This is a genomic window from Mesorhizobium sp. M0208 (assembly GCF_040322015.1).
In the GTDB taxonomy this organism is placed as follows: domain Bacteria; phylum Pseudomonadota; class Alphaproteobacteria; order Rhizobiales; family Rhizobiaceae; genus Mesorhizobium.
The window spans coordinates 1-7324 of record NZ_JAMYSP010000079.1 but is presented as its reverse complement, the minus strand read 5'-3'; the positions used below and the strand labels follow the sequence as shown (position 1 = coordinate 7324).

Sequence of the window (7324 nt, the reverse complement as noted above, 5' to 3'; positions counted from 1 at the left end):
GTCGCTCCTTCGCTCAACTGCCTCTCCAAAGAATCCTTTCTCAGCCTAAACTCAACCCCAAAATCGCCATATGCGATTCCCCTGCGGCAAGCTACTCTTCACTGCCAGCGCCGGTCTTGGGAACGCAAGTGATACGTTGAACGCCCTCGAAGCCGAAGCAGACGCTCTGTATCGGAAGCAGGCGCATGGCACCGAATTGGCGCTGCTGAAGAAGCGCCTTGTTGACGTGAAGTCGCGCAGGGATGCGATCGACACTCTTGCATCGACCTACGAGGGCTTGGAGGCCGAACGTCTCGATGCAGCGCAGCAATACGACGGGACCATTAGTGATCGAGCGGTGCTGGTGGCCAGGCTGGATACCATTGCTCGTTACGTGCGTGCTGCGCCGATGCTGGCGGATATCCGGCGCAAGGTTGCTCGGCTGAATGAGCTGCCGGCCATCGCCTCCCCGGCCCGCACTTGGACGGGTGGTGTCACCGAACTGATCGATGACGATGCCAGCCTCAGAACGCGGCTGTCTGCAAACATCGACGAGGTCGAGCGCCTGGCGGCAAAAGTCGCTGCGGTCGACGAGGATGAATCGATCCTGTCGATTTCCGAACGCATCCGCGGGTTGGCGGAGAGCAAGGTGCGCCATACCGCGGCCGGCTTTGACTTGCCCACTCGCAGGATGGGGCTGCAGATCCTCAACAACACCGTGGCAAGCTGCCTTGCCGCCTTGGGCCGATCTTCCGAGCCGGATCCTGTCGCGCTGCTTCTGCCTGCCGTCACAGTTGGCGTCGTTCGCGCTATGGTCGAGCAGAGGTCCGGTATTGCTACGGGCGCGCGCGCCGCCCGCGACGAGGCGGCGGCAGCGCTCGATGCGTTGCAGGTGGCAAGACAGCGGGTCGGCGAGGAAAGGGCGGTGCCCGAACCCGCCAGGGCAAGGCTGGGCTCGGCTTTGTCGAAAGCGCGAGCAAGCGGACACAAGGCAGAGATCAGCACGGCTCGCGAGGCGGGAGATGCGGGAACAATCCGATGGAAGGCGTCGCTGGCTCGCTTGCGTCCATGGAACGGAGATGCCATCGCTCTCGCCAACGTTGCGGTTCCGAGCGCCGGGCAGATTGCCGACTGGAAGACAGTAGCGTTAGAACTGGCAAGGAACACCGCCGTACTTGCCGAACGCCTCGCCGAATACGAGGGCAACCATGCCATGCTCGCCGCACGATTGGATGCCCTTCGAGCCTCGGTCGACGTTGTCGACGATGAAGCGGCTGCCGCCATCCGCCGTCTCCGCGATAATGCATGGGCATCGCACCGTGCAGCGCTGACCGGTGACACCGCTGACGATTTCGCCGTGGCACTGACGCGCGATGACGTTGCCAGCGCAGGCCGGCTGGCCGGCGCGGCGGATCTGGCCGAGATCCGAGCAATGACGCGTGCCCTGGCCGAGGCCACGGCCAACCTGTCACGAAACGGCATCCAACGCCAACAGCTCGTCAAGGATGCGGATACCCAATTGTTGGAAATCCGTGTAACCGCCAGCGACCTGCTCGGAGAAGCCGTGGAACCTTCGTCTGAGCGCCTGATCGAAAGGATCGAGGATCAGATCGAGGCGCGCAGCGATGCGCTCGCTGCCTGGGAGCAGATCGAACTTGCTCGCTTGAAGGCCGAGCGAGCCGCTGACGCCGGCGAGCAGATACGCTTGGAAATGAGAGCGGCGCTGGAAAGCGTCGGCATAGTATCAGAACCCGGCGACACCCTCGAAGCAATCATGGCCATCGCGGAGCTGTTTCTGGACCGGCAGCGCACGGTGGATGCAGAGTATGCCGAGGCGCTCAGAATGGTGAGCTCCAAGGAAGAGTATCTAGCGGCCCGACGGGTTGCCGTAGGTGTGGCCGAGCGTCGCGAGGAGGAATGGCTGGCCGGCATTACCGAAGCGCTCAAGGGAACGTGGCTCGAAAGCGGGCTCTCTGCGTCAGGCGTCGGCACCGTGCTCGATCAGTTGGCCGAACTCTCAAGAAGCCTGCGGGAACGGGACGACCTCCAACTGCGTATCGCAAAGATGGAGACCGACAGGGACAATTTTCTGATTGAGGTCATCGCCGTTGCTGTTGAAGTCAATGAGCCAACAAAGGATGGCGAGCCGGAGCAGTTGGCCATCCGCCTTGCCGAGCGCCTAGAGCGCGCCGAGCGGACACGCGAAGCCAAGGCAAGCCTCGGCAACGACCTGACGCGTCTGAGGGAGGCGCGCGACATACTCGAAAACGAGATTTCGGCACACGAACGCCGCAAGAATGAAGTGCTGGGCGTCTTTGGCGTCGCCACTCTGTCCGAGGTAGTCGAACGCGACGAGCTGCTGCGTGAGCGCGATGGCTTGCGCACTACCGTCGCCGAACTTGAGGAACGGGTAGTGGCGGAACTCGCAGTCGATGGATTCGATCAGGCACGCTCGATCCTGGACGCGATCGATTTCGACAGCCTCGCGGTCGAGAAGGCTGAGGGCGAGCAGCGGCTTCGCCAGTTCGATGAAACCATACAGCAACAGCTGATCCGGCAGACGCGCGCGGCCGACAAGCTGGACGCCATCGGCGGTGATAGTGCGGTTGCACGCCTGGATGCCGAACGGCGCACGACCCTGTTGGAAATCGAGGAGAAGGCCGTTCGCTACATTGAGCTGAAGCTTGGCATCATGTCGGCCGGAAATGCTTTGCGGATCTACCGTGAGAGCCACCGCTCGGGGATGATGGCGCGCGCATCAGACGCGTTCAAGCTAATGACGCGTGGCCAGTATTCGGGGCTGACAACCCAGCCTGTAAAAGGTGGTGAGGTTCTCATTGCTGTGCAGGGTGACGGGCAATCCAAGGTCACCGAAGCGCTTTCAAAGGGTGCACGATTTCAGCTGTACCTTGCCCTGAGACTCGCCGGTTATTACGAGTTCGCGCAATTTCGGCCCTCGGTCCCATTCGTCGCCGACGACATCATGGAGACGTTCGACCATATTCGCTCGGAGGAGGTTTTCAGGCTGTTCGGAGCGATGGCAAACACAGGTCAGGTCATCTACCTGACGCACCATAAGCATCTATGTGAAATCGCTGAGGCTGTCGTACCGGGAACGAGGATCCATCAACTCGCACAGTAATTTCCTCCGGAATACGTGAACGAACCAGTGAAGGACGCCGAATTTGACGGCAAGTATGCGCCCCATGTTGGTCATTGCGGCCTGTAATGCAGGTGCCGATAAGCAGACATCACATTCCTTCGATTGACCGAGAGTCTGGATGGGACTTTTTCGATGACGCCCAAGCCGCTGTTACCACGCTTCAAAAGTCGTGCTGAGAGCCGCGTGGAAGGTATGTCCGAAGGGCAGGGCAGATTGGCGCTGAGTGGTGCGCGAAACACAGCGGAATCGCTTGGGAATGGCCAGGACGTTGCCCCATCTCCTGACCGGCACGGGGATGATGGATTTCGGCTGGGGAGCAACAGCATTCACCGGTTTCCGGGAAAACCACCACGCAGCCTAGAGCGGCCACGCGCGAGAGGTACACACGATCGGAAGCATTCAAATGGCAGGCCTATACGCAGGCCTATATATTGACGGGGAATCATCCCACAGATTTAGCCGGGGGAAAACTGGTCATCACCGCTCGACCGTCCTGATTTCGATGGCGCCAAATACTGCATCAGAATATGTAGAACCTGCAATTTCGCCGAAAAGGTATCGCCGATGGCCAAGCGCCTCGTAGTCTTCAACCATAAGGGTGGCGTCAGCAAAACCACCTCTTCCTACAACATCGGCTGGACTATCGCGCGCAACAGCAGAGTCCTGTTGGTGGATGCGGACCCTCAGTGCAACCTCAGCGGCCTCATACTTGGCGATGATTTCGAGAGGTATTACACCGAGGACGCAACCAAGAACCAGAACATCAAAGACGGTGTCTCAGCGGCTTTCGACGGTCGACCGGTGCCCATCGCCCCCGTGGCGTGTTTCAGTCCGCCGCGAGCGCCGAACCTCTTCCTGCTTGCCGGTCACGCAAACCTGTCTGAGTACGATGCGTCTCTGACGTTTGCTCAAACTGCCAACAACGCTATTACAACCCTGCAGAACCTGCCAGGAGCGTTCGCCGAACTGCTCCGGCTGACTGAGCAGCGGTATAACATCGAATACACCATTATTGACTTGAATCCCGGTCTCAGTGCGATCAATCAGAACCTGCTGCTGATATCCGATGCATTCATTGTTCCAACCAATCCCGATCCGTTCTCAATAATGGCGCTGGACACGCTAACCACAGTGCTGCCGCGCTGGGTGAGTTGGAAAAAGGGCGCCGTCGACCTCTTTGCCAACTCGGCTTATCCTCTGCCAGCGGGCATCCCCAAGTTCGTCGGGGTACTCATTCAGCGCTTCAATATCCGGAAAGGGAAGGCGGCTAAGCCCTATCGAGATAACATCGGAGAAATTAAAGCCAAAGTCTCCGGAAGCGTCTTTAAGGCCTGGGCGGCAGTTGGAATGACGCTGCCAACAGCGGATTACGAGGGGATAGCTGACGACGCTTTCTGCCTCGGGGAAATCCCCGACTTTCAGGGACTTCTGCCAAAGTCGCACGAAGCAGGTGTTCCCGTCTTCGATTTGAGCGATGCGGAGATTCACGAGACTGGGCCTGTGATGGCAGGGTTTCAGGAGAAGCGGGGGTCATTCAGAGCGCAATTCGATGAGATCGGCGCTAAGATTATAGCTATCCTCGCCCATGTATAATGCCGGTGCCGTTTTCAACGCCGGCATTGCGGAGGCCCGAGACCTCACGGCGCTATTCAACTATCTGGCGGACAACGTTAAGGGGCCATTCTCCTACGACGACCTGCTGCGATCACAGATCGTTTATAGCCTCAGTGCCTTTGACAAGCTCATGCACGACATCATCCGCATCGGTATGGTTGCATGCTATTCCGGGGCACGTCCCATGACCGACAAATATCAGGCTGAGCCAATAAGCCTCCAGCTTCACGGCGCCTTGGTGTCAGCCACCGTGCCACCTAAGGAGTTCGTATTCCAAACAGAGGTAGTGGTGAAACTATCCCGCCTGACGTTCCAAGACCCGGAGAAGGTGGCCGAGGGCCTTTCGCTCATTTGGGGCGAAAAGAACAAATGGGTGAAGATTGCTGGAGTTATGGGCAAGACCGTTGACGACGCACGCACGACGCTGAAACTCATTGTAGGTCGTAGGAACGCTATTGTTCACGAGTCAGACAGGAACCCGCTCACTAACGTTAAAACCGCCATTACGGCCCCCGAGGTTAAGGCCGTCACGGACTTCCTTGAATTGTGTGGCAACACCATCGTTGGACTTGTGGCCTAGCTTTCTGGCCCGAGTTGGTTCTGCAGTTCAGCCGGTAAGCGCTGTCGCTTATCCTCCCGGTAAGCCTGAAAGCGTTCGAGGTGACTGGCGACCCGGTCTTTCCCAAAGCGATTGAAAATAAAACGTGTCTGGGATTCGTTGCCGGCATAGACCAGCCGGTTGGCGTTACCGACGACCCGTTTATTAATCAGCATTACAAGGTCGCGGTGCGTGCGGTTGCGCAGCCAACGTGAATTCTTGCGATCTTGCACGGCGACGAACAGGCGATGTGGACCGATTGGCAAGAGAATATGCGAATCCGGCTGGCCAAGACGGCTGGTGATGATCACAGGCCTGTCGGAGGTGAGTAACTCGATTGGCGCCTCATCGAGCTCAACAATCGACCAGTGCATGGCCTGGATCCGGTTTGCAACGTTGGTATGGTTCATCATTCGCCGCGCAATCGACATCGCGGACTCCTCAAACACCGAGATCTCTTGAGTGTTGAGATAATCAGCTAACAAGTCAGGATCTTCCGGCCGTTTCAGCTCAACATAACGGTCCTGCATATCAGGGATAGACATAATCCAGTCGTTGCGAACGTTGCGCTTTAGCAGCTCAATGTCCTCCGGCATTCGAAACAACAAGCTCAGCAAGAAATGCGTCCATGCGAGGCGTCGTCCCGGCCGCAGCGTACCGCCAAGTTTGGCCTCTAACATCTCATACAAGCTCTCGGCCGCGCGATCATCAACCGGTGCCAGGAACGCACTCTCGAATTCTTGTGCTATGTCTTCTGGCAGGCCGCGCTTTTCGTAAAGGCGCATAATGAAGCCGGTCGAGTTGGGATGCGGGCTCTTTATCCCAATCTTATCACCATAGACCTTTTTGTACTCGACGACCTTGTTTTCCCGCATCCACTGCGAAAGGTAAAAGACGGGCAGGAAGTGATGCTTTTGTGGACTTGACACACAACCGACTTAACAGAGTCGATGGGCCTTAGTCAGTACTTGGCAAACTCATTCGGCGTCGACTTCCGCCGCCATTTCTCCCAGCAGATCCCCTTGCAGCTCGGTTGAGCGTGCAGTGCCCTTACAATACCGCTCAATCTTGCACATATTGAAGGGAGAAGAAGGGGGCATTGGATGGTGGATCTAGGCTTTCTCGACAAGTTCGAGGAATACTTCGGCAGGCGCGCGGCCAAAGGCTTGGTTGGTCTGGCAGCAGCCGGTGCAGTCATAGTCATATTGGGCGGCGCCTGGAGCTATGTCAGCCCCGTGGTCGCTTGGGCGAACACCGACGGGCTGAGCTGGAGCCAGTTCGCCTTAAGGGCCGTGACTTTCCTGGTATCTATGGGAGCGCTGATTTACTGGGGAAGTATGGCCGCACAGGCCATGGAATCGCGAGCCAGGCAACGCCAGTTCTTTGCGGATGTCGAGAACGTCACGGATCAGCTTCACGGCTTCGCCGCAGAAATGGAGAAGGCCGCTGCGATCCAAGACGAGATGTTGGAGATTTTTGAGGAGTCAGTCAGCCTTCTAGACAGCTTGAAAGACAGGAAAACCGCCGAGGAGCTTCGCAAAAATATTAAGAGAAGTCAGTCGACCCGCGATAGCATTCGCCGTGTGTCCAAGAGAGCCGGGACCATGGCTACCGAGCTTATCAGCGGGTTAACCGGCAATGTGGTCGATGCTGACCAGCAGCCGCTGGCGCTCGACAATGTTGTGGCCGATCGAAAGCCTAACATCGCTTAGGAAGTGCCCGATATCGTCCCCATCGCGGGCACCACGGCTCCACCAGTCCGCGGCTTTCTGAATCGCCCACGACGGGAAGTCGCGGCAGGCGTTCACCCAGGGAATTTTGATTTCAGCTTAGGGGCCAACAGGGGAACGGCCGCATCTAGGCAGAGTCATACAGTAAGCCGCCAGTCCGCTTCCGTGAAGAGTTTCGGGCGCCGGCAGGCGTACGAAAGTCCCCGAGGAAGGAACCCGCGGGCCACAGGCGATGGTTAT

The 7324-nt window shown here is 58.1% G+C and carries 5 protein-coding genes; 4 read left to right on the top strand and 1 reads right to left on the bottom strand.

The annotated features are described in order from the left end of the window. Positions 1-196: 196 nt before the first annotated feature. The 3 genes from NKJ17_RS33110 to NKJ17_RS33100 all read left to right on the top strand — a co-directional run bounded on the left by NKJ17_RS33110 (position 197) and on the right by NKJ17_RS33100 (position 5336). Positions 197-3121, top strand: a complete 2925-nt coding sequence (locus NKJ17_RS33110; protein ID WP_352691900.1) for an ATP-binding protein — start codon at positions 197-199, stop codon at positions 3119-3121. A gap of 585 nt (positions 3122-3706) precedes the next feature. Beyond that, positions 3707-4735, top strand: coding sequence for a ParA family protein (locus NKJ17_RS33105; protein WP_352691899.1), 1029 nt, complete (start codon positions 3707-3709; stop codon positions 4733-4735). Next, entirely contained in the window at positions 4728-5336 is a 609-nt protein-coding gene (locus tag NKJ17_RS33100; RefSeq protein ID WP_352691897.1) for a HEPN domain-containing protein, read from the top strand. Before NKJ17_RS33105 ends, NKJ17_RS33100 begins: the two co-directional genes overlap by 8 nt. Here NKJ17_RS33100 and NKJ17_RS33095 read toward each other — a convergent pair. Then, the gene (locus tag NKJ17_RS33095; RefSeq protein ID WP_352691896.1) at positions 5333-6283 is read right to left on the bottom strand and encodes a DUF4238 domain-containing protein; all 951 of its coding nucleotides are present in this window, start codon (positions 6281-6283) and stop codon (positions 5333-5335) included. The genes NKJ17_RS33100 and NKJ17_RS33095 overlap by 4 nt on opposite strands. A 174-nt stretch (positions 6284-6457) precedes the next feature. Between NKJ17_RS33095 and NKJ17_RS33090 the strand changes: the two genes are divergently transcribed. Then, a complete protein-coding gene (locus NKJ17_RS33090) occupies positions 6458-7066 on the top strand; it encodes a hypothetical protein (protein ID WP_352691894.1) in 609 nt (202 codons plus the stop codon). Positions 7067-7324: the final 258 nt, after the last annotated feature.